The sequence below is a fragment of the Microvirga pakistanensis genome, from assembly GCF_004458765.1.
Classification (GTDB): domain Bacteria; phylum Pseudomonadota; class Alphaproteobacteria; order Rhizobiales; family Beijerinckiaceae; genus Microvirga; species Microvirga pakistanensis.
In genome coordinates this window covers 1-223 of sequence record NZ_SPJX01000075.1, presented here as the reverse complement: position 1 = coordinate 223, position 223 = coordinate 1, and the positions used below count along the sequence as shown (strand labels likewise).

Sequence of the window (223 nt, the reverse complement as noted above, 5' to 3'; positions counted from 1 at the left end):
CGGAAGACAAGATCGCCGCCATGGAGGCCGCGGGCATCCGCGTGTCCCCGTCGCCGGCCCGCCTCGGCAAGACCCTGGTCGAGGTTCTGAAGGGCAAGTAACCAACAATAACGGCCGCTCCGGTTACGGAGCGGCCCAACTTCTTTTGGATAGGCAATCGCCATGGCACGCCAAGACGCCAACGAAAACTTCCTGAACACCGCTTTCCTCTATGGCGCCAATG

1 pseudogene is annotated in these 223 nt (G+C 61.4%); it reads left to right on the top strand.

Annotated features, from left to right (window positions below):
• Positions 1-101: pseudogene (locus E4K09_RS02805) on the top strand (succinate--CoA ligase subunit alpha); the annotation flags it as partial.
• Positions 102-223 lie beyond the last annotated feature (122 nt).